This window comes from Ferrovum myxofaciens (genome assembly GCF_000735045.1).
GTDB lineage: Bacteria > Pseudomonadota > Gammaproteobacteria > Burkholderiales > Ferrovaceae > Ferrovum > Ferrovum myxofaciens.
The window spans coordinates 44,949-64,315 of the sequence record NZ_JPOQ01000026.1 but is presented as its reverse complement, the minus strand read 5'-3'; the positions used below and the strand labels follow the sequence as shown (position 1 = coordinate 64,315).

At 55.0% G+C, this 19,367-nt stretch carries 20 protein-coding genes; 18 read left to right on the top strand and 2 right to left on the bottom strand.

Annotated features, from left to right (window positions below):
- Positions 1-2,004: a monovalent cation:proton antiporter family protein gene (locus IV91_RS0105085; protein WP_233418393.1), complete on the bottom strand. Its 2,004-nt coding sequence runs from the start codon at positions 2,002-2,004 to the stop codon at positions 1-3.
- Positions 2,005-2,044: 40 nt separating this feature from the next.
- Here IV91_RS0105085 and IV91_RS0105080 point away from each other — a divergent pair, with 40 nt between their 5' ends.
- The 10 genes from IV91_RS0105080 to rapZ are packed head-to-tail and all read left to right on the top strand — an operon-like array spanning position 2,045 to position 9,581.
- Entirely contained in the window at positions 2,045-3,046 is a 1,002-nt protein-coding gene (locus tag IV91_RS0105080; protein WP_031596547.1) for a KpsF/GutQ family sugar-phosphate isomerase, read from the top strand.
- 9 nt (positions 3,047-3,055) lie between these two features.
- On the top strand, positions 3,056-3,592 hold the full coding sequence (locus IV91_RS0105075) for a KdsC family phosphatase (RefSeq protein ID WP_031596544.1): 537 nt from the start codon (positions 3,056-3,058) through the stop codon (positions 3,590-3,592).
- Positions 3,580-4,167, top strand: a complete 588-nt coding sequence (gene lptC, locus IV91_RS0105070; protein ID WP_031596542.1) for an LPS export ABC transporter periplasmic protein LptC — start codon at positions 3,580-3,582, stop codon at positions 4,165-4,167. The genes IV91_RS0105075 and lptC overlap by 13 nt, the downstream gene beginning before the upstream one ends.
- Positions 4,127-4,759 carry a lipopolysaccharide transport periplasmic protein LptA gene (lptA, locus tag IV91_RS15635; protein ID WP_084189926.1) on the top strand — a complete coding sequence of 211 codons (633 nt, stop codon included), beginning with the start codon at positions 4,127-4,129 and terminating at the stop codon, positions 4,757-4,759. The genes lptC and lptA overlap by 41 nt, the downstream gene beginning before the upstream one ends.
- A complete protein-coding gene (lptB, locus tag IV91_RS0105060) occupies positions 4,756-5,478 on the top strand; it encodes an LPS export ABC transporter ATP-binding protein (RefSeq protein ID WP_031596538.1) in 723 nt (240 codons plus the stop codon). Before lptA ends, lptB begins: the two co-directional genes overlap by 4 nt.
- Positions 5,479-5,481: 3 nt before the next feature.
- Entirely contained in the window at positions 5,482-6,897 is a 1,416-nt protein-coding gene (locus tag IV91_RS0105055) for an RNA polymerase factor sigma-54 (RefSeq protein ID WP_031596537.1), read from the top strand.
- 27 nt (positions 6,898-6,924) lie between these two features.
- A complete protein-coding gene (gene hpf / locus IV91_RS0105050) occupies positions 6,925-7,251 on the top strand; it encodes a ribosome hibernation-promoting factor, HPF/YfiA family (protein WP_031596536.1) in 327 nt (108 codons plus the stop codon).
- 6 nt (positions 7,252-7,257) lie between these two features.
- Entirely contained in the window at positions 7,258-7,731 is a 474-nt protein-coding gene (locus IV91_RS0105045) for a PTS sugar transporter subunit IIA (RefSeq protein WP_031596534.1), read from the top strand.
- On the top strand, positions 7,718-8,683 hold the full coding sequence (gene hprK, locus IV91_RS0105040) for an HPr(Ser) kinase/phosphatase (RefSeq protein WP_031596532.1): 966 nt from the start codon (positions 7,718-7,720) through the stop codon (positions 8,681-8,683). The genes IV91_RS0105045 and hprK overlap by 14 nt, the downstream gene beginning before the upstream one ends.
- Positions 8,673-9,581 carry an RNase adapter RapZ gene (gene rapZ / locus IV91_RS0105035; protein WP_051862107.1) on the top strand — a complete coding sequence of 303 codons (909 nt, stop codon included), beginning with the start codon at positions 8,673-8,675 and terminating at the stop codon, positions 9,579-9,581. The genes hprK and rapZ overlap by 11 nt, the downstream gene beginning before the upstream one ends.
- Here the strand turns inward: rapZ and IV91_RS16695 are convergent.
- The gene (locus IV91_RS16695; protein WP_051862104.1) at positions 9,578-12,337 is read right to left on the bottom strand and encodes an EAL domain-containing protein; all 2,760 of its coding nucleotides are present in this window, start codon (positions 12,335-12,337) and stop codon (positions 9,578-9,580) included. The genes rapZ and IV91_RS16695 overlap by 4 nt on opposite strands.
- A gap of 286 nt (positions 12,338-12,623) precedes the next feature.
- Between IV91_RS16695 and IV91_RS0105025 the strand changes: the two genes are divergently transcribed.
- The 8 genes from IV91_RS0105025 (at position 12,624) to IV91_RS0104990 (ending at position 19,358) form a co-directional block, all read left to right on the top strand.
- The gene (locus IV91_RS0105025) at positions 12,624-14,045 is read left to right on the top strand and encodes a form I ribulose bisphosphate carboxylase large subunit (RefSeq protein ID WP_031596525.1); all 1,422 of its coding nucleotides are present in this window, start codon (positions 12,624-12,626) and stop codon (positions 14,043-14,045) included.
- 95 nt (positions 14,046-14,140) lie between these two features.
- Entirely contained in the window at positions 14,141-14,473 is a 333-nt protein-coding gene (locus tag IV91_RS0105020) for a ribulose bisphosphate carboxylase small subunit (RefSeq protein ID WP_031596524.1), read from the top strand.
- Between the two features lie 63 nt (positions 14,474-14,536).
- The gene (locus IV91_RS0105015) at positions 14,537-16,528 is read left to right on the top strand and encodes a CsoS2 family carboxysome shell protein (RefSeq protein ID WP_051862103.1); all 1,992 of its coding nucleotides are present in this window, start codon (positions 14,537-14,539) and stop codon (positions 16,526-16,528) included.
- Positions 16,529-16,533: 5 nt separating this feature from the next.
- Positions 16,534-18,111, top strand: coding sequence for a carboxysome shell carbonic anhydrase (locus tag IV91_RS0105010; protein ID WP_035417175.1), 1,578 nt, complete (start codon positions 16,534-16,536; stop codon positions 18,109-18,111).
- A gap of 18 nt (positions 18,112-18,129) precedes the next feature.
- On the top strand, positions 18,130-18,378 hold the full coding sequence (locus tag IV91_RS0105005) for a carboxysome peptide A (RefSeq protein ID WP_031596519.1): 249 nt from the start codon (positions 18,130-18,132) through the stop codon (positions 18,376-18,378).
- 1 nt (position 18,379) lies between these two features.
- A complete protein-coding gene (locus IV91_RS0105000; RefSeq protein ID WP_031596518.1) occupies positions 18,380-18,646 on the top strand; it encodes a carboxysome peptide B in 267 nt (88 codons plus the stop codon).
- Positions 18,647-18,677: 31 nt separating this feature from the next.
- Positions 18,678-18,974 (top strand): BMC domain-containing protein, encoded by a 297-nt coding sequence (locus IV91_RS0104995; RefSeq protein WP_031596516.1) that lies wholly within the window; start codon positions 18,678-18,680, stop codon positions 18,972-18,974.
- Positions 18,975-19,016: 42 nt separating this feature from the next.
- The gene (locus tag IV91_RS0104990; protein WP_031596514.1) at positions 19,017-19,358 is read left to right on the top strand and encodes a BMC domain-containing protein; all 342 of its coding nucleotides are present in this window, start codon (positions 19,017-19,019) and stop codon (positions 19,356-19,358) included.
- Positions 19,359-19,367 lie beyond the last annotated feature (9 nt).

The following is a 19,367-nucleotide window of genomic DNA, read 5'->3' as shown; positions in this document are numbered from 1 at the left end:
TCACTTCCCTTGAATGAGCCATGCTTCGGCCTGGGCCAGGGCTTCTGGACGGCCGAGCAAAATCAGGATATCCCCGCTTTCGAGGCGAGTTTCTCCTTCGGGTTGAAAACCACGCAACCCACGCCGGCGCAGGGCGGTAATTTCCACTCCCCACTGTTGAAGAGGCAGATCGCGCAGTTGCATTCCATGGGCAAGACTATTTTCCAGCAGGGTCAAGGTTTGCAAGCGAAGTTGATCGGGGTTGGTGTTTTCTCCGGATTCATCGGTCAAACCACGAAAAAACCCGCGCATCAACTGGTAGCGTTCAGCACGGACTTGACGGATCCGTTTCAGAACTCGTGACAGGGGTATGCCCAATTCGAGCAGTGCATGACTGGCCAGCATGAGGGATCCTTCCAGAATTTCCGGAACAACCTCGGCAGCGCCCGCCTCTTTCAGGCGATCCAGATCACTGTCATCAAGGGTACGGACAATGACGGGAAGTGCCGGCTTCAACTCCCGGACCAGCGCGATGATGGCGAGAGACAACGCCGTATCAGAAAAACTGATGATGAGCGCTGAAGCGCGCTGGATACCGGCAGCAATCAGGACTTCTTGCCGTCCCGCATCGCCAAACACGACCTCGTCGCCTGCTTCCGAGGCAAGCCGGACCCGTTGCGGGTCGCGGTCGAGGGCGAGTACGGAAACTCCCTCCTGCTCCAGGAAACGGGCCAGATTTTGACCGCTTCGGCCGTATCCGCAGACGATGACGTGCCGTTGTTTCCCGTAACTTCGACGAGACAGTTCATGGAGGGCGACGGAACGCAAGGCCCATTCGTTCTTGCAGGCAAAGAGGACGATACGATCACTCATGAGCAGAATGAAGGGGGCCAGGATCATGCTGATGAGCATGGCTGCCAGAACGATTTGAAGTGGTGTGGCAGGGACCAGATGAAGTCCTTCGGTCTGGGCCAGCAGCACGAACCCGAATTCACCTGCCGGGGCCATGGCCAATGCAGTACGCAGGGCAATGGAATCCTGCTCGCCCAGCGCGCGTGCGGGCCCGTACACGGTCAGCAACTTAAGTCCCAGCAGGAGGATCAGGGTCAGCAATACGGCGGGCAGGTGGTGAATCACGACAGTCAAATCCAGCAGTGTCCCGATGGTGATGAAAAAAAGACCGAGCAAAACATCGCGAAAGGGCTTGATGTAATCTTCCACCTGATAGCGGTAATCGGTTTCAGCCAGCAACACGCCCGATACAAAAGCCCCCAGCGCCAGCGATAGTCCGGCCTTCTGAGTGATCCAGGCCAACAGCAAAATGACCCATAGGACGTTGAGCAGAAACAGTTCCGAGGACTTTTGTCGGGCAATCCAGTGAAACCAGAGTCCCAGCCATTTTTTCCCCAAGCCCAGCAAAAGAGACAGAATGACCATGGCCTCGAAGGCTTCGATGAGCATCATACGTGCCAGATGATCGTGGGGTTTGGCAAGAGCGGGAATTAGAACCAGAAGGGGAACGACCGCCAGATCCTGAAACAGCATCATGCCCATGATGCGTTGTCCGTGGGGGGATTTCAGTTCGGAGCGTTCGGCCAACAGACGCGAAATGATTGCGGTGGAAGACAGGGACAGTGCCCCGGCCAACACCACCGTGCCTTGCAGAGGCAGATTCATGGCCCAGCCCAGCAAAAAGACCAAGCCAAAGGCCAAACCCATCTGGGCGGTGCCCAGGCCAAATACAGTGCGTTGCATGGCAATCAGTTGGGGTAAACTGAACTCGAGTCCCACACTGAACATGAGGAACACGACACCGAATTCGGCAAGATGTCGAGTTTCTTCACCGGGAGGGATCCAGCCGGCAGCATGGGGCCCAATCAGGATGCCGGTGAGGAGGTATCCAAGCATGGCGGGCAGGCGCAGGAGGCGAAACAGCGCCACGCTCAATGTCGCCAGGATCAGCAGCAGTAAAATCAGTTCCAGTGTGTCGCTCACGAGTTTCCATTCCTTTGACAGAGAGGCCAAGTTTCACACCCTTCTTGCCCTCAAGTATAATCCGTGAACCATGAACGCTCATCCCGATTCTTTTCCTCCCCTCTCCCCCGACACCTTGTTGTCCATGGCGCGTACCATCTTGGGGATCGAGTCCGCGGCCATTCAGTATCAGGCTACTCGCCTAGGTGAACACTTCGTAGCGGCTCATCACCTGCTTCTGGACTGTCGGGGTCGTATTGTGGTCAGTGGCATGGGTAAGTCCGGACATATTGGCAGCAAGATTGCCTCGACCTTGGCCAGTACAGGCAGTCCCGCTTTTTTCATGCATCCGGCTGAGGCCAGTCATGGGGATTTGGGCATGATCCTCGCTGAGGATGTGTTGCTGGCTCTGTCCAATTCGGGAGAGAGCGATGAGTTGCTGACCATTACTCCTTTGCTCAAGCGACGCGGTACGCGCATTCTGGCTTTGACCGGGAATGCACGCTCCCGCTTGGCCCGTTTGGCCGATGTCCACCTTGAAGTTCGGGTGGAGCGTGAGGCCTGCCCCCTCAATTTGGCACCGACGGCCAGTACCACGGCTGTCCTGGCACTGGGCGATGCTTTGGCCCTGACCTTGCTCGAAGCACGGGGTTTTTCCGCCGATGACTTTGCGCGGACTCATCCCGGAGGAGCCTTGGGTAAACGTCTGTTGCTGGCAGTTCAGGACATCATGCATCAAGGAGAGCGTATTCCTTGGGTAATGCACCAGGCAACCGTGGCGGAAGCGCTACGGGTCATGTCGGATAAAGGTCTGGGGATGACGGCGGTGGTGGGGGACGACAATCATCTCGAGGGGATCTTTACGGATGGAGATCTGCGGCGTGCCCTTGAAACTGGTACTGTCAATCTTTTGGAACAAGAGGTCAGCCAGTGGATGACCCGTCATCCTGTGGTTACCCACCCGGACGAACTCGCGGCCAACGCAGCACAAGTGATGCAGGACAAGCGGATTTTTGGGTTGTGTGTGGTGGAAAAGAAGCGTTTGGTGGGTGCGTTCAATATGCACGACCTTTTGCGACATGGAATCGTTTGACAGGAACTCATGAAGTTATCCGCCGAAGACCTTGCGCAACGAGCCCGTCAGATACGGTTGGTGGGATTTGACGTGGACGGTATTCTGACACCGGGAACCTTGATCTTTGATGAACAAGGACGCGAAACAAAATCCTTCCATTCGCGCGATGGGGTAGGATTGAAGTTGTTGCAGCAGGCAGGCTTGACGCTGGCTCTCGTCACCGGGCGCCGGTCTTCCATTGTGACGTTGCGCGCCCGCGAATTAGGCATTACCCATGTGTTTCAGGGAGTTCATGACAAGCGTCAGGTGATGGATACCCTGCTCTCCGGTTTGGGGCTTCATTGGGAACAGTTGGCTTATATGGGTGATGATTTGCCCGACTTATCCGTTTTATGTCGCTCCGCTTTGGCGCTCACCGTCCCCGAAGCGCCGGAGGAGATTCGGGCAGCAGCTCATTGGGTGGCTCCTGTGGGTGGGGGGATGGGAGCGGCCCGGGCTGCAGCAACCTGGCTCTTGCAGGCACGGGGTGAGTGGGCCCGAGTACTGGAACGATGGGCAGACTGATTCAGAATCTGGAGGCCTGGGTCCCAGTGGTCGTGGTCCTGCTGTTGGCTATGGTCACCACATGGCTATGGCGAGTGGTGGAAGGGGGGGGAGCGTGGGGGGAAAAAACCGTTCGCCACATACCCGATCTCATCATGTTTCATTTTTCCGCCCTGCAACTGGGAGAAAACGGGCAGATTCGTTACACTCTGGATGCTTCTAAAATGGTACATTACCCCGACGATGATACTTCTCATTTTGAGACGGTTCTGTTTACCTCCTATGAATCCAATGGCCCCCCGGTGGATGTTCGTTCCGAGCGGGCGGTGCGCTCCGAACCCCGTGACGAAGTGGTGTTTACCGGACATGTGGTGGTTACCCGTCAACCCACCCCTGAAGAACCACGGACGGTGATGACGACCAGTATTTTGACTGCCTATCCTCAACGGGGTATCGAAAAGACTGATCAACCGGTGGTGGTCACTCATGGCCAGGATCGGCTGCTCGCCAATTCAATGATCGTTGACAACAAAACCAAAGTGGCCCATTTCACCCATGCCAAACTTCTCTATCATTCTGCGCCTCGTCACCCTTAGCGGGTGTTTGGTGGGGATTGTGACGGCAGTTCATGCTGAAAAGTCGGATCATGACCAGCCGGTCAATATCGAGGCGGATCGCATGACTGCAGATGATGCTAAAAAAGTAAGTTATTTTGAAGGAAGTGTCGTTTTGACGCAGGGAACAATTCACCTTACCGCAGACCATATGACGGTTCGTGAAGACCCGGAGGGCATGAAATATGCGTCGGCTTTCGGCAATCCGGTAACTTTTCGGCAAAAACGTGATGGCGTCGACGAATGGGTGGATGGCAAGGCACAGCACGTGGAATATAACGGCAAGATCGAACGGATCGAACTCTTTGACCATGCCGTGGTGCATCAGGGCAAGGATGAAATCAAGGGAGATTACCTGTCCTATGACACCAAAACGGAATTTCTACGCGCCAATGGGGTGTCCGATGAACAAAAAGGGAAACCCCCCGGGCGTGTGCATGTAGTGTTGCAACCAAAAAAGAATGAGCAGAAATCTGCGGGTAAGGGAGGTACGGCATCAACTCCGGCAACGGTGATCAAAGACAAGACCCCCCCTTCACTCATCCTGAAACAGGATACGGATTTGTCCCCATGAGCCAGTTACGCGCCGAGCATTTGGTCAAGCGTTATCGTGCACGCCAGGTGGTGAAGGATGTTTCTCTCACCGTGGAAAATGGGGAAGTTGTGGGGTTGCTGGGTCCCAATGGTGCCGGAAAGACAACCTGTTTCTACATGATCGTCGGGTTGGTGCCACTGGATGGTGGCGAAATTTATATGGACGGGACCCGTCTCAGCGCCTATCCTATTCATCGCCGTTCCTTGATGGGGCTCTCCTATCTGCCCCAGGAAGCCTCGATTTTTCGGCGTATGACGGTGTCAGAGAATATTCGGTCTGTCCTGGAACTTCGTGGAATGAGCGAATCTGATTGCCAGCAGGAACTGGATCAATTGTTGGAGGAACTGCATATCAGTCATTTGCGTGACAGTGCTGCCGTGAGTTTGTCCGGGGGGGAGCGACGGCGCGTGGAAATTGCCCGCGCGTTGGCAACGCGACCTCGTTTCATCTTGCTGGATGAACCCTTTGCCGGAGTGGATCCCATCGCAGTGATGGATATTCAGCAGATCATCCGCTTTCTCAAGAATCGCGGTATCGGAGTGTTGATCACTGACCACAATGTGCGCGAAACTCTGGGAATTTGTGACCGGGCCTATATTATTAACCAAGGAGGGGTGTTGGCAGCAGGAAAGCCCGATGAAATCGTCTACAATGAAAGCGTCAGAAAGGTCTACCTCGGTGAAAATTTTCGGTTGTGAACCATGAAGGTCCAGCTCCAACTCAAGCAAACGACGCAACTCTCCCTGACGCCGCAGTTGCAGCAATCGATTCGATTGTTGCAACTCTCTACCCAGGAGTTGGAACAGGAAGTCGAAGAATTTCTCCGGCTCAATCCTCTGCTGGAACGTGCCGACGGGAAAGATGGTGCCGTTGATTCAGAGCCCGGCGCGTTTGAAACTGCAGACCACATTGAAACAGCAGAACCCACCTCTTCTGCCGAAATCGAGCAGGAATCCTGGAATTTCGAAGAAGGAAGCGGCATCGGATTGGGGGGGCAGGGCGAAGATGAGGATGAGGGGATACAGGATCTGCGCGTAATTCCACTGTCCCTGCGCGATCATCTTCTGGGGCAGGTACGTCTGATGCCCCTCGAGGAACGGGATCAGGAACTGGTGGCCACACTGATCGATTACCTGGATGAAGACGGTTACCTGCGCCATTCCTTCATTGATCTGAATTCCAGTGTATCCGATGCGCTCGGAGAGGTAGAAGAATCAGAGTGGCTGGTGGCCCTGCGCATTCTGCAATCCCTGGATCCCGCGGGGATTGGGGCGCGTACCTTGAGCGAGTGCCTGGAACTGCAATTGTTGGCCAGCCATGCGACCGAGGAGGATAAACGACTGGGCAAAAAATTGCTCGATCACCTTGAATGGCTGGCACAACGGGAATACACTCGTCTGAAGAGAGCTTTGGGCATCGAGGAACGCAAGGTCAGGGAATTGCAGCAGATGTTGTTGCACTTCGATCCTCGTCCGGGGGCGGCGTTCAGTACAGCCGAAACCCGTTATGTCGTGCCCGATGTGATTGTAAGACGGACGGAGCGGGGTTGGAGTGTATCGCTGAATGAGGGAGTAATGCCACGTCTGCGCGTCAATCAGGTCTATGCCAACATTCTCAAGAAAGGGGTTCCGGGTCACTCCATGTCCCAACAACTTCAGGAAGCACGTTGGTTGATCAAGAATATCCAGCAACGTTTTGACACGATTTTACGGGTGGCCTGTGCTGTAGTCGAGCGACAAAAAGATTTTCTGGAGCGGGGTGAGGTCGGGATGAAACCTCTGGTTTTGCGCGAAATTGCTGAAGTGTTGGGACTCCATGAATCCACTATTTCGCGCGTGACTGTCCAGAAGTATCTGTTGACTCCGCGCGGTTTATTCGAATTAAAATACTTCTTCAGCAGCCATGTGGGGACGGACAGTGGCGAAGCGGCTTCCTCCACCGCTGTTCGTGCCCTGATCCGTCAATTGATCAATCAGGAAGATATTAAAAGTCCTCTGTCCGACCAGCGTATTGCGAATTTGCTGGGCGAGCGGGGGTTCCAGGTGGCAAGGCGGACCGTGGCCAAGTATCGTGAGGCCATGCATCTTCCTGCCGCCAGTTTGCGCAAGTCGTTGTGAGTTGTATATTTCAAGGAGAACAACAAGATGAAAGTCACTATCACTGGGCAACACATCGAAGTCACCCCTGCGATACGCGATCATGTGGAGGAGAAAATTGGGCGGATCAAACGCCATTTCGAACATCCACTGGACATCAACGTGGTGTTGACAGTGGAGAAACTCAAGCACAATGCAGAAGCCAATGTCCATGTCAATGGAAAAGACTTTTTTGTCCATACTTCACAGGAAGACATGTACGAAGCCATTGATGACCTTGCCCATTTGCTCGATCGCCAAATCATTAAGCACAAAGAGCGTCAAAGCGATCAGCGGCACGGCCAGCCGCTGAAACACCTGGCCAATGGGGTGTGATCTGCTGTGGGAAGCGTCGTTCCTCGACTCTACCAGTTGCTCAAACCCGACCACATCGTGCTCGATCTGGAAGTGACCAGCAAAAAACGGTTGTTTGAGCAAATTGGGATACTTTTCGAAAATCATGACCAGTTATCGCGCAGTCAGGTCTTCGACGCTTTGTTCAATCGTGAAAAATTGGGCTCCACGGGGTTGGGGCATGGATTTGCTCTGCCCCATGGACGCATGAAAGGGGTACGAGACACTTTCGCAGCGTTTCTGCGCCTGTCAACGGAAATTCCTTTTGAGGCACCGGATGGTCAACCCGTGCGCATGGCCTTTGTGTTGCTGGTTCCAGAACATGCCAACGAGGTGCATTTACGTCTCCTGGGAGAAATTTCCGAACTCTTCAGCGATGAATCCCTGCGCCAACACTTATTGTCAGTCACGGACCCCTTGGCTGTGATTCAGGCGCTTTCTCAACCCCATGCCTTCGGTTAGCGTTCAACGCCTCTTTACGGATAATCGGGAAAGACTCGACCTGTGCTGGTTGGCGGGGCAGCAAGGGTCTCTCCGGGTGGTTACCGTCGGTGCTCTGAGTGATTCCACCGCAGGGTTGATCGCCCATCTCAATTTGACACATCCCCATCGTTTTCAAGTCCTGGGTGCCCATGAAATGGCTTACTTGCAGAGTCTGGACGAGGGAGCGCTGGCGACGGCCTGGGAGGGCATCTTTTCTTCCGAATTGGTGGCTATTTTTCTCAGCGAAGGGTGTGTGCTGTTGCCTGCCCTGGCTGAAAGAGCGGAACAACGAAGTATCCCCGTCATGGGGGCGAGTGTGGACAGTACTTCGGTCATCAATCAGATACGGCATTACCTCAGTCAGGAGTTGGCGGAGCAGGAAAGCCTCCACGGCGTTTTCATGGTGATTCTTGAAGTTGGGGTGTTGATTACCGGGGATTCGGGGGCAGGAAAAAGCGAATTGGCCCTTGAGTTGATTACCCGTGGAAACGGACTGGTGGCCGATGATGTGGTGGAGTTCTACCGTATTACTCCAGACACCCTTCAGGGGCGCTGCCCTCCTCTGTTGAGAGATTTTCTTGAAGTTCGTGGACTGGGATTATTGAATATCCGTTCCATATTTGGGGAAACGGCGGTTCGACCCCGTAAAAATTTGAAATTGATCGTGCATCTCGAGCGTCCCTCCAGTGGTGATCTGAATACCTGTGAACGACTTCCCATGGGACGTCAGACCCAATCCATACTGGGGGTGGCCATTCCCCGGGTGGTTTTGCCCGTGGCGGTGGGGAGAAATCTGGCGGTATTGGTGGAAGCCGCCACGCGCAATTTCATTCTGGAACAGCGGGGGATCAACAGTACCCAGGAGTTTATCGATCGTCAGCAACAATTCATGCAGGAATCCTGCGCTCAGGGGGATTCCCATGAATTTTAGTGAACCGGGGGTGGTTACGTCCAAAGTGGTATTGATCAGCGGATTGTCAGGGTCAGGAAAATCAGTGGCTCTGCGTGCTTTGGAAGACGCTGGTTACTTTGCTATGGATAATTTCCCTCTCTCCTTTCTGGTTTTCGTATTACAGGAACTGGTGGCGCGGGGAGAGCGTCAGATTGCCCTGACCCTCGACGTGCGTGGTGGGAATGCCCTGAATAACCTGCCTGAGGCGCTTCACACCTTGCGTGACAATGGGTTGGATGTTCGGTTGCTCTATCTGGAGGCCAGCGACCAGGACCTGATCCGACGTTTTTCGGAAACCCGTCGTCCCCATCCCCTGGCCCTCCATCAGCATTCCCTTGCAGAATGCATTGCCCTTGAACGGAACCTGCTGTCGGGGGTGGCGGATCTGGCTCGTCGTTTCGATACGACGCATATCACACCCAATACCCTGCGGGCCTGGGTGCGTGATTTCGTTGATCTGGACCCAGCCCGTCTCACCCTTTTTTTTCAGTCCTTCGGGTTCAAGTTCGGCATTCCGCTCGATGCTGATTTCGTTTTTGATCTGCGTTGTATTCCCAATCCGTTTTATGATCCCCACCTCCGTCCATTGACGGGACAGGATCCTGCGGTGATCAAGTTCCTTGAAAATCTGCCCATTGCGCAACGCATGTTTACGGATTTACAAACTTTCGTGACTTCCTGGATGCCTGATTTCATCAAAGACAATCGCGCGGCCCTGACGGTTTCCCTGGGGTGTACGGGAGGACAGCACCGCTCGGTCTATTTTGCCGAGAAGTTGACCCGCTATTTCTCTCAGTATCAGTGTACCCGGGTCATTCACCGGGAACTGGATCGGGAGGGAGGGGACAAGCGAAAGGCGGTAAGCAATCCACTCTAAGCGGTTTTTAGATATTCCAAAAACTGGGTTGTCTGAATGGGGCGAGAGAAGAAGTACCCTTGGCCAATCTGGCAACCATACCGGGCCAGGGTGGTGGCCTGAATTTGGGTTTCGACGCCCTCTGCAACCACTTCCATACCCAGATCTCGAGTCAGACCGATAATGGCACGAACCAGGGTTCCATCCGTGAGATTGTCAATAAAATCCCGAACAAAGGAGCGATCGATTTTCAATGAGGAAAAAGGCAATTTCTGGAGAAGAGACAAACTCGAGTATCCTGTGCCAAAATCGTCCAGAGAAATCGATATGCCGCATTTGACGACTTCATGGGCGGTTTTCCAGGTCTTTTCCTGCATCAGTGCGGTTTCCGTGATTTCCATGGTCAGTCGTTGGGGGAGGATGGAGAAACTGGCCAAACTTTCTTCGATCTGAGCGATCAATGAGTCGGACTCCAGCAATTGACGAGGGGAAGCATTGAAACTGATTTCCATCGGCGGGACACCCATGAGATCCCATTGGTGGAGAAGTCGGCAGACCTCATGAATGACCCAGTTCCCGATCCCGATGATGAGATCGGAGCGTTCGGCGTAGGTGATGAACATATCGGGGGTCAAGAGCCCGCGGACCGGGTGATTCCATCGGATCAGCGCTTCAGCACCACAGACGGCGCCGGTTGCGAGATTTATTTTTGGCTGGAAGTATAATTCGAATTCCTTGCGTTCCAAGGCCTCGCGCAACTCCGTTTCCAACTGCCAGTATTCCATGCCTTCCCGTTCCAATGCATCAGAAAACAGGGAAAAATGGTTTTTCCCCAGAGATTTGGCCTGATACATGGCCATGTCCGCACGGCGTAGCAGTACATCATATTCCAGGCCATGGTCAGGAAAAGTGCTGATGCCGATACTGCAAGAGGTATGGAGACGAAGCCCCTCCAGCAGGAATTCCTGGGCAATGGCATGGCAAATCTTGTCTGCTACCGCAGTGGCCGAATTTTCCTGACTATGGTGCAGAAGAATCACAAATTCATCTCCGCCCAGCCGGGCCACCGTATCATAGTCCCTGACCGTTTGAGTCAGACGCAGGGCCACTTCCTTGAGCAGACTGTCCCCAACGGAGTGACCCCGTACATCATTGATGGCTTTAAAATTATCCAGATCGATCAGCAGGATACAAAATGAATTTATCTGTCCCGACGGCATCCTCCGGGTCAGGGCGTTTTCAATCGCGCACTGAAACAGGAAACGATTGCCCAGACCGGTAAGTTGATCGCGGGAGCCCTGAATCTCCAGACGGGTTTGAAGTTGGACGCGATCGTCGATATCCCAGAATACGAAAACCAACTGACTGGGAACATGATGTTCAGAATCATGCAGAAAAGCCACCGTTTGGTGGTACCAACGCAGTTGTTGGCCGGTAAGATCCCGCAACTGAACATCGGATCCCCGAGCTTCCAGAATCATGTGCTCCAACCCCTTCAAAATGGCATTGTGGCCACTGGGAGTATTGGCATGGAGTACGTCAGCATAGAATTCGGTGAAGCGTCGCCCGAGGATGAGTTCGGGGGTCTGGGCCCCCAGAATGTGAGCCATGCGCTGATTGGCTTCGAGGATCTTGGTACTGTGGGGTTCACAGAAGGCAATTCCGATGCCGGTTTGTTCAAAGACCAATTGAAAACGAAAAGATTGGGTCTGGATTTGTCGCGTCAGTTTCTGGTGCATCGTCATGTCGTGAAGGAGGGTGACGACCCCGTCCAACTGGTTGTTTTCCGTGAGGATGGGCGCTGCCCGGCTCTCCACCGGAATGATTGCTCCCGCAGGGGTATGCAACAGATGTACTGCACCGGATGAGGCGCGCTGACGATTCTGAATGACTTGGAGCAGCAAATCAGGTACAGGCGCGAGGTGTTCGTCGGTCATTTGGACCTGTTTCTGAAAAGAAATCTTCTTGAGTTTTTCCTGGGAGCATTCCAGTAGCACTTCTGCCGCACGGTTGACAAAACGGATACGGCATTCGGAGTCGGTCACGATGATGGCATCATCGATGGAATCCACGATGACAGCGGCTCGTCGTCCCTTGAGTTCGGTGCTTTGTGCCAACTGGATGAGACGCATGAAGGCCAGGATGATCAGGAGTTCGAGACTGACAAAATACTTTCCCCAGATATGCCACCAATGATTTTCGCCATTTCCCGAGCGATCCAGTTCATCCACCTGGTGACTGGCATATTCCGAAATTTGTCCCGCCAACTTCTGTAGGGAGTTTGCCAAGGGGCGATCCAGGCCGCGCACCTGTTTATCCACCGAGCGAAAAGAAAGGGGATCATGGGCGTTGAGATGGGACAGGGCGGTCCGGTAGGAGAGGTAAAGGGCACGGTGAGAAATGGAAATTTGCAAAAATTCGGCAACTTCGGGTATCTGTTCTTCCTGTGCCAGGATCTGGGCGGCATCCAGCAATTCTTGCGTGGTTTGCTGGGCCTGGGTAAAGTCCGTCAAACATTTCTGGCGCAAGGTTGGGTCATATTGACGCAGAAGAATATTTTTCCACTCGTGGATTTCACGTTGAAAACTGACCTGACCTTCCTCTGTGAGTTCTTCGAGGGCAAGTAGACGGGAGACGCGGGTTTTGATTTCTTCCTGATTCTGTGACCGACTCTCATTCATCCAATTGATCAGCATCATGAAGGACAGAATCCAGGCGGTAAGGATCAAGCCAACCATGATGCGAACGTCCCGTGCGCGCTGGATGGCTTCTTTCATGGGGTTTGGAGGAAGGATCTCATGGGATTATTCTACACACTCTGTTTCTATTGTGAACAGCGTTGCCAAGGTTCGGTAAAGTTCCAAATGACTTTCAACAGGTCAGGACGGCGTTCGCCAAAAAACGTTTTCTTCCCTATTAAATATTAAATTAATGTAAAAGATAATAGTAAATATAATTAACTTTAATTAATTTATCAAATCTTCCACAATACAACTCAACCAGCGGAACTCATGTGTAACGGTTCCAATCGCGTTTGTCAACTATCCTACGAGGAGAGCAAGTATGGCCGTTAAAAAATATGAGGCCGGTGTAAAAGAATATCGGCAGACCTATTGGGCGCCGGAATATGTGCCGCTAGACTCGGACATTCTGGCCTGTTTCAAGATTACCCCGCAACCTGGCGTGGATCGCGAGGAAGCCGCGGCAGCCGTTGCAGCCGAATCCTCCACCGGTACCTGGACCACGGTGTGGACCGATTTGCTGACGGACATGGACTATTACAAGGGGCGTGCCTACCGCATCGAGGATGTACCCGGCGACGATACCAGTTTCTATGCCTTCGTGGCCTACCCCATCGATCTGTTCGAAGAAGGTTCTGTGGTGAACGTGTTCACCTCCCTGGTCGGTAACGTATTCGGCTTCAAGGCTATTCGCGCTCTGCGCCTGGAAGATGTGCGCTTCCCTCTCGCTTATGTCAAAACCTGTAATGGGCCGCCCCATGGTATTCAGGTCGAGCGCGACAAAATGAACAAGTACGGCCGCCCGTTACTGGGCTGCACCATCAAGCCCAAATTGGGTCTGTCGGCCAAAAACTATGGTCGCGCCGTGTACGAATGCCTGCGTGGCGGCCTGGACTTTACCAAAGATGATGAGAACGTCAATTCTCAGCCCTTCATGCGTTGGCGCGACCGCTTCCTGTTTGTTCAGGATGCCATCGAAAATGCCCAGGCTGAAACCGGCGAACGCAAGGGCCACTACCTGAACGTGACTGCCCCGTCTCCCGAGGAAATGTATGAACGTGCCGAGTTTGCCAAGGAGATTGGCTCACCTATTATCATGCATGACTTTCTGACCGGCGGCTTTACCGCCAATACTGGTCTGGCGCGCTGGTGCCGCAAGAACGGCATGCTGCTGCACATTCACCGCGCCATGCACGCTGTGCTCGACCGCAATCCGCACCACGGTATCCATTTTCGCGTGCTGACCAAGGCGCTGCGCCTGTCCGGCGGCGACCATCTGCACTCCGGCACCGTGGTAGGCAAGTTGGAAGGCGACCGCGGTGCAACCTTGGGCTGGGTGGACTTGATGCGAGAATCCTACATTCCCGAAGACCGCTCGCGCGGCATCATGTTCGACCAGGATTGGGGCTCCATGCCGGGTGTATTCCCCGTCGCATCCGGCGGCATTCACGTCTGGCATATGCCCGCGCTGGTCAACATCTTTGGCGACGACTCAGTGTTGCAGTTTGGCGGCGGTACCCTGGGCCATCCGTGGGGCAATGCCGCCGGTGCTGCTGCCAACCGCGTTGCGCTGGAAGCGTGTGTCGAGGCGCGTAACGAAGGGCGAGAATTGGAGCGTGAAGGCAAGGAAATTCTCACCAACGCCGCCAAGGACAGCCCGGAACTCAAGATCGCCATGGAAACCTGGAAAGAGATCAAGTTCGAATTCGACACCGTGGACAAACTGGACGTGGTGAATCGTTAACCTTGGGGTCGGAACTCCTTGGAGCATAACCGAAAACTCTCGCAGCGCGTGGCCGGACGGCCCGCCAAGCGTTAAAGGAAAGGAAAGAAAAGAAAATGGCTGACATTCAAGATTACAACTCAACCCCCAAGTACGAAACTTTCTCGTATTTGCCGGCGATGTCGCCGGAAAAAATGCGCCGTCAGATTGCCTACATCGTGAGTCAGGGCTGGAACCCTGGCATTGAGCACGTGGAACCGACGCGCGCATTCAACTACTACTGGTACATGTGGAAACTGCCCATGTTCGGGGAGCAATCGGTGGATACCATCATCTCCGAATTGGAGGCTTGCCATCGCGCTCACCCCAACCACCACGTGCGTCTGATTGGATATGACAACTACTCGCAGAGCCAGGGCAGTTCCTTCGTGGTGTTCCGCGGACGGTAATCGGGGGTTGGGCGATCCGGCACAGGCCCCCCAAGGGCCTATTGAAACTGGAAGGATAAAAGCATGAGCGATTCCAAGGCTGAAAATAAGGGTTTTGCGCCCAACGGCGCGAGTGGACGCATGCTCTCGCGTGCTCGTCGTCAGGCGATGTCGCAGAGCGGCAAGGCAAGTTTGGGGCAGGTACGCAAGGCAGTGCCTACCATCGCGCCGGTACGCGTGCAAAGCGTGGAATCGGCTGCGCCTCAATCAGAGCCATTGAAGGACGATAGCCATGCCTCAAGTGACTGCGGTTGTATGCATGCCGTCGAGCAGAAAACGCTGGACACAGTTTGTGCCCTGGTAGAAGCAGAGCCCCCAACCACCTTGGGACTGACTTCTTCCAGAGTGCGTCAATTGTGCCAGGAGCGGCGGCGAGCACTCTCCAGCCAAGGGAAGGCGGCTATGAAATCTGCGGGAATGAATGCTGCCGCGACACGTCATGTGAGCAGCAACAAGACTGTGGGGGCTGTTGGATTGAGTGGGCGTGCCGCTGCACGGGCGCGCCGTGAGGAAATGTGTGTTAACGGTCGAGGCAATGATCCGGCGTGTCGTCCTTCCGGAAGAGTGCGTTCTCCCGCGGTTCCGGTCAAGGTCGAGATCGGCACCACCTTGAGCGGCAACTTGGTCACCGGCACCCAGGTCGAGCGTAGCAGCAAGGTGACCGGGGTTGAATCGGGCAGTTGCCGAGGGATTACCGGTACCGAATACATTGGTGCCGAACAGTATGGAAAGTTATGTGCATCCGTTCCACCAGCCCCACCTGCCAAGGTCAGCGTCAGCAACACCAGCCGGAATCAGCGTGTGAGCGGTGTGGAACTTGGTCGCAGTGCTAGGGTAACCGGAGATGAACATGGTGCCTGCAAGGCAGTGACCGGTACCGAATATCTGGGCGCGGAGCAATTCGAATCTTTCTGTGCCTCCAAGCCGGTAAGTGCGCCAGCCAAAGTGGGGGTAGCCATTACCAGGGCAGGTTTGAACGTGAGCGGAACCGAAGTCGGGCGTAGCGTAAAGGTGACGGGAGACGAATCCGGTGCCTGCAACAGCAAACTCACCGGCAGTCAGTATGCTCAGGATCTGTCTGTCAGCATGTGTCAAGGCAGCGGCGTGCCGCACAAGGTGAGTGTGATGAGCACGGTACGCGACCAGCCGATTTCCGGAACAATGATGGAACACAACCCAAAAGTTACTGGCGATGAATATGGTGGTTGTCAGCCGATTTCAGGTACCGAATACATGGGCCCGGATCAGTATACGGCGTTTTGCGACGCGGATCGCCAAGCCGCATCGCGCGCTCTGATGGCAAGCCGCGGCGCCCGGGCGGGCATAGCGCTGAGCGGAACACTCGTAGAATCGGGAGGCAGGATGACAGGCGCGGAACGTGGAGAAAGTCAGGTTTTGAGCGGCACGCCTTATTCCGGCCCATATCAGCGAGTGTCGCAGCGAGGTATCAATAGCAACCCGCATCCGCTAACGTTTGGACCTGCAAATGTTTCGTATGAGGCAGAGTCCGCGCCGCAGGCGGTTACGGAGCAAAGCAGTTTCAGCATCGTCACCCCGGCACGCAAAGCTCAGGACAGCAGGCTGAGTCGCATTACCGGCAACATCTCCGGCGCACAAGGCCGTATCACCGGGCCAGTGAATTTGGCCGCCGGACTGGTTTCTGGCACACCAGAGTTTCGCTATCGGGATGATGCATACGGCGTTGCACTGATTGCGATGGAGCAACCACAGGTGCCTGAAGCTCAGCGCAGCCGCCTCACTGGAGATGGGCGCGAAGGAGGCTTCGCCATCACTGGCGCAGGTTGGCGGCGTAATGAAAGTATTACTGGCACCGAAGGGACCTCTGCCACGCGACGCAACCCAACCCTGCGCGGCAATCAGCGCAGCATGGCGATGCAAGTTCCTGCGATAAAGGATCGCGAGCATTTGCAAGTGCCGCCCAGCAAAGTTACCGGCAGTAGCGGTAACGCCGCTACCGGGTCCACCATCACCTATTCTGGCGGCGCCCGAGGCTAACCCAAATGAATACTCGCAACCGCCCTGGGCGTCATACCAGCCCGCAGTTTGCAGCAAGCCGCCCGCCCTACGGGTTGGGGACGCCTAACGGCGCTCTCCAGGGGCGGCAGCCGGAGACGCTTGCGGCTTCCTTGGCACTGGAGTCCAATCCGGGGTGTGCTATGCAGGGCGGACGTTTGTGCAGCCACCCGTTGACGAACCAAATGGAGAATCGGCGCTTACTGGCGTATGAGAAAACCATCAAGGAGCGCTTTGCCAATATTATCCCGGTCTTGAAGCGCATTGCCGGTTTGCAGCATGCAGCGGAGTTTGTTGCGCAGGCGCAAGCCATCGCGAACCAGGAACTTGGCTTTGACTTGCCGTCGCGCATCCTTGCGGATGCGTGGGTAACCGGTCTGGATATGAGCGCCTTATATGGCGAAACTGTGATGCGCACATTGCGCTTGCTGGCTGAGCAGGCCCGCACGAGCAATCCGCCGGAGGCGGTGGACGTAGATGAAGCGGTGTCATTCATGTTGGATTGCGGCTACCACGCGGTGGATATCTCGCCTTGCTCGGACGGGCGTTTGAAGGGCTTGGTGCGCTACATCCTGCGCTTGCCCACTGGAGCAGTGCGCAGCAGCAAGTCCTATGCCGGGGCGATGTTCGACGTGGAAGCCAATGTGAAACGCTGGATAGAAACCGAGTTGATGCGTTTTCGCGAGGGTCGCCCGGTGACTCCCGATGCAGGGACGCGTTACCTGAAAATGGTGGTGTACCACACCAGCAGTTCCGATCCTGCACACGAAGGCTGTGCTGCCCACGGCAGCAATGAGGTTCGGGCAGCGGAGAAAGGACTGGAGCGGTTGCGCGAGTTCCGCCAAGCGATCGAGAACAGTTTTTGCTGTGGTGCTTCGGTGGATACCTTGCTGATCGGTGTGGATACCGCCACTGATGCGATCAAAGTGCATGTGCCTGATGCAGATGGAGAAATGAGTTTGTATCGCGCGGTGGATAATCTTGCACTGTATGAACAGACCGTCAATGACGACGGGAATACTGCCCGGCTCAAGGTCTATCAGGCGATTCAGGCGGCCAGCGCCCAAGGTGGTGGCTGGGGTCGCGGTAACGGCGAGCCGCATGAAGGCATGCGGCGCTTGATTGCGACACTGTTGATCAATAACTTGTCGCAGATCGAGTATGTATGCGGCAACTGGGGCGGACGTTACCCGGATATCGGACATAACGAGCGCTTTATCAGCGTGGGTGACGGCTTTGAAGAATTTCAGTTGCGCAACTTGGCTTACTTCGCCCATTTGCACACCGTGGAAGAAGGCGCGCCCGATATGGATGTGGGGATCAATATTTTCAAGAAGCTCAACGTCAATCATGGCTTGCCGATCCCGCTGGCGATTCACTTTCGCTACGACAGTCGCGTGCCGGGTTGCCGCGAGCGCACGGTAGAGCGGTGCCAGCGGGTCCAAGCGGCGCTCGAATTGCGCTACGGCGAATTGGCCAGGCAAGGCCTGCTGGTATGCGGCATGACGGTACAGGACAAACGGCCCGGCAGCCCGATCGAGTCGATAGAAGCGAACGGCGCTTAAGGTTTTGCGGAGAACATAATGAAAATTTGTCAGGTGGAAAAGACTCTGGTTTCGACTAACCGGATCAAGGAGATGGGGCATCGCCCGCTGCTGGTGGTGAAAGAAAAAGGCGGGTCACGCAGCATAGCAGTGGACGCAGTGGGTTGCATCCCCGGAGACTGGGTGATTTGCGTGGGTTCTTCCGCCGCACGTGAAGCTGCGGGGAGCAAGGATTTTCCCAGCGACCTTACCATCGTCGGCATCATCGACCATTGGGCGGAAGATTGAAATGGAAGTTATGGAAGTAATTTCCGACTTGGTTTCCACACGTCGCATTCCTGGCTTATACAGTATTTCGCTCAGGGTGCTACGCGATGCCAAAGGTCGGCTCAATGTGGCGGCCGACCCGGTGGGCGTACCACCGGGCAAATGGGTGATTACCGTGAGTGGTTCAGCGGCGCGTTACGCCACGGGCGATTACAAGATTCTTACCGATTTGACCATCGGCGGCATTATCGATGGTTGGGACCCCGGCACTGGCCAAACCGGTAAGTAAACATTTTTTTAACGCAAAAGGAGTACTGAAAATGGCAAACGTAAGCGGTATTGCATTGGGCATGATCGAAACACGGGGCCTGGTGCCAGCGATTGAAGCGGCGGATGCAATGACCAAGGCGGCGGAAGTGCGCTTGGTGGGACGTCAGTTTGTCGGTGGCGGTTATGTCACCGTACTGGTGCGTGGCGAAACCGGTGCGGTGAACGCGGCAGTGCGCGCCGGTGCAGATGCGTGCGAACGGGTGGGAGATGGGCTGGTCGCGGCACACATCATTGCGCGCGTGCATAACGAGGTGGAAAACATTCTGCCGAATCAGCCTGAAGCATGAAGAGTTTTGTCTTAACAACTTGACGAAAAAAGGGAATATATCATGGCAAACATAGTGAGCGGTATTGCATTGGGCATGATCGAAACGCGCGGCCTAGTGCCGGCGATTGAAGCGGCGGATGCGATGACCAAGGCGGCGGAAGTGCGCCTAGTGGGACGTCAGTTCGTCGGTGGCGGTTATGTCACCGTGCTGGTGCGTGGCGAAACCGGTGCGGTAAACGCGGCAGTGCGCGCCGGTGCAGATGCGTGCGAACGGGTGGGAGATGGGCTGGTCGCGGCACATATCATTGCGCGCGTGCATAACGAGGTGGAAAACATTCTGCCAACGAGCCCGGATACGGGCCTGGGTGGACGTGACGGGGATCTCAGTCAGGCTATCGCTTAAGTGGAAAAG

Coding starts and splice junctions, on each gene's coding strand:
- lptC (WP_031596542.1), top strand. CDS start 3,580: ATGGGCAGACTGATTCAGAATCTGGAGGCCTGGGTCCCAGTGGTCGTG.
- IV91_RS0105025 (WP_031596525.1), top strand. CDS start 12,624: ATGGCCGTTAAAAAATATGAGGCCGGTGTAAAAGAATATCGGCAGACC.
- hprK (WP_031596532.1), top strand. CDS start 7,718: ATGCCTTCGGTTAGCGTTCAACGCCTCTTTACGGATAATCGGGAAAGA.
- IV91_RS0104995 (WP_031596516.1), top strand. CDS start 18,678: ATGGCAAACGTAAGCGGTATTGCATTGGGCATGATCGAAACACGGGGC.
- IV91_RS0104990 (WP_031596514.1), top strand. CDS start 19,017: ATGGCAAACATAGTGAGCGGTATTGCATTGGGCATGATCGAAACGCGC.
- IV91_RS0105015 (WP_051862103.1), top strand. CDS start 14,537: ATGAGCGATTCCAAGGCTGAAAATAAGGGTTTTGCGCCCAACGGCGCG.
- IV91_RS0105020 (WP_031596524.1), top strand. CDS start 14,141: ATGGCTGACATTCAAGATTACAACTCAACCCCCAAGTACGAAACTTTC.
- lptB (WP_031596538.1), top strand. CDS start 4,756: ATGAGCCAGTTACGCGCCGAGCATTTGGTCAAGCGTTATCGTGCACGC.
- IV91_RS0105080 (WP_031596547.1), top strand. CDS start 2,045: ATGAACGCTCATCCCGATTCTTTTCCTCCCCTCTCCCCCGACACCTTG.
- hpf (WP_031596536.1), top strand. CDS start 6,925: ATGAAAGTCACTATCACTGGGCAACACATCGAAGTCACCCCTGCGATA.
- lptA (WP_084189926.1), top strand. CDS start 4,127: ATGCCAAACTTCTCTATCATTCTGCGCCTCGTCACCCTTAGCGGGTGT.
- IV91_RS16695 (WP_051862104.1), bottom strand. CDS start 12,337: ATGAAAGAAGCCATCCAGCGCGCACGGGACGTTCGCATCATGGTTGGC.
- IV91_RS0105010 (WP_035417175.1), top strand. CDS start 16,534: ATGAATACTCGCAACCGCCCTGGGCGTCATACCAGCCCGCAGTTTGCA.
- IV91_RS0105055 (WP_031596537.1), top strand. CDS start 5,482: ATGAAGGTCCAGCTCCAACTCAAGCAAACGACGCAACTCTCCCTGACG.
- rapZ (WP_051862107.1), top strand. CDS start 8,673: ATGAATTTTAGTGAACCGGGGGTGGTTACGTCCAAAGTGGTATTGATC.
- IV91_RS0105005 (WP_031596519.1), top strand. CDS start 18,130: ATGAAAATTTGTCAGGTGGAAAAGACTCTGGTTTCGACTAACCGGATC.
- IV91_RS0105075 (WP_031596544.1), top strand. CDS start 3,056: ATGAAGTTATCCGCCGAAGACCTTGCGCAACGAGCCCGTCAGATACGG.
- IV91_RS0105000 (WP_031596518.1), top strand. CDS start 18,380: ATGGAAGTTATGGAAGTAATTTCCGACTTGGTTTCCACACGTCGCATT.